The sequence below is a fragment of the Novosphingobium sp. Fuku2-ISO-50 genome (genome assembly GCF_001519055.1).
Taxonomy (GTDB): domain Bacteria; phylum Pseudomonadota; class Alphaproteobacteria; order Sphingomonadales; family Sphingomonadaceae; genus Novosphingobium.
On the sequence record NZ_KQ954319.1, the window covers coordinates 1 to 1,395 of the forward strand.

Annotated in this window: 1 protein-coding gene; it reads left to right on the forward strand. The window is 59.1% G+C overall.

The features are described 5' to 3' along the window. Positions 1-71 precede the first annotated feature (71 nt). Positions 72-1,115: an IS110 family RNA-guided transposase gene (locus AQZ50_RS19860; RefSeq protein WP_067749436.1), complete on the forward strand. Its 1,044-nt coding sequence runs from the start codon at positions 72-74 to the stop codon at positions 1,113-1,115. Positions 1,116-1,395: the final 280 nt, after the last annotated feature.

The following is a 1,395-nucleotide window of genomic DNA, read 5'->3' on the forward strand; positions in this document are numbered from 1 at the left end:
TGGACGGCCTCCGTACGGCATCACAATGTGCCAGAGTGAGGTTGTTGGAAACCCAAACGAGGAGACCGTCCGTGGAGCAAATTATCCGAATTGGCATGGATACGTCAAAGCATGTTTTTCAGCTGCATGGTGTGAACGCCGCCGAGCAGCCGGTGTTGCGCAAGAAGCTGCGCCGCGCGGAAATGATAGCGTTTTTTGAGAAGCTTCCCCCAACAATGGTCGCGATCGAAGCCTGTGGCAGTTCGCATCACTGGGCACGGTTGCTGGGTGGGCTTGGCCATGATGTAAAGCTGATCGCACCGCAATTGTCGAAGCCGTACGTGAAGCGCGGCAAGAATGACGCAGCAGACGCCGAGGCGCTTTGCGAGGCGATGAGTCGCCCCACGATGCGTTTCGTTCCGGTGAAGAGCGCCGAGCAGCAGGCATCATTGATGCTGATGGGGATGCGCGACAGGCTGGTCCGAAACAGAACGCAACTCGCCAACGCGATCAGAGGCTATGCGGCCGAATTCGGGCTCACAGCGGCCAAGGGCATGTGCAAGGTTGAGCCTTTACTCGATCGTATCGCCATCGATCCTGCGATCCCCGCGCTCGCACGGGAACTCTTCGCGTCCCATGCCATGGAATATCGGCAACTGGATGAACAGCTCGACGGAATCGACGCGAAGCTGATGAAGTGGCACCGGGCCAATGAGTGCAGTCGTCGTCTGGCGCAAATTCCGGGCGTCGGGCCGGTCGGGGCTGCCTTGCTGATGATGAAGACCCCAGCGCCGGAGCTCTTCGCATCCGGTCGCCAGTTCGCGGCATGGATGGGTCTGACGCCCAAAGACCATTCGACGGCAGGAAAGAGCAGGCCAGGCATCATCACCCGGGCAGGCGACGAGACGCTGCGATGCACGCTCGTGGTCGGAGCTACATCGCTCCTGCAGCATGTGAGGGCGGGGCGGGGAAAGAACGGCACGCCATGGCTGCTCGAGTTGCTCAAGCGCAAACCGCCGAAGCTGGTCGCGGTCGCATTGGCCAACAAGATTGCTCGCATTGCCTGGAAGATGATGATGACCGGTGAAGTTTATCGCGCAAGCGCGGCGCTGCCGCCCCAGGCATGCGCAGCTTGAGATCAGTCAGTCACGGCGAGCACATATTGACGCTGTCGTGCTGATCTGGTGCCTGAACTTGCAGGAATAGCAGATGGTGTGATCAATCGATCCAAGGCGTGTGACATTCCGTTAATACCAATGGCCTTCAAAAGGTCGTCACGTTGTTTGGAACACTCGCCGCGGAAACCATCTTGGCCAGCGTCCAAGTGCGGACGCACCCAAAGGCCGGACATATGGACGCAAGCGATTAGATCAAATCACTGCCAACGCCTTGCAGGGAGGAGGCCGTCCACATATG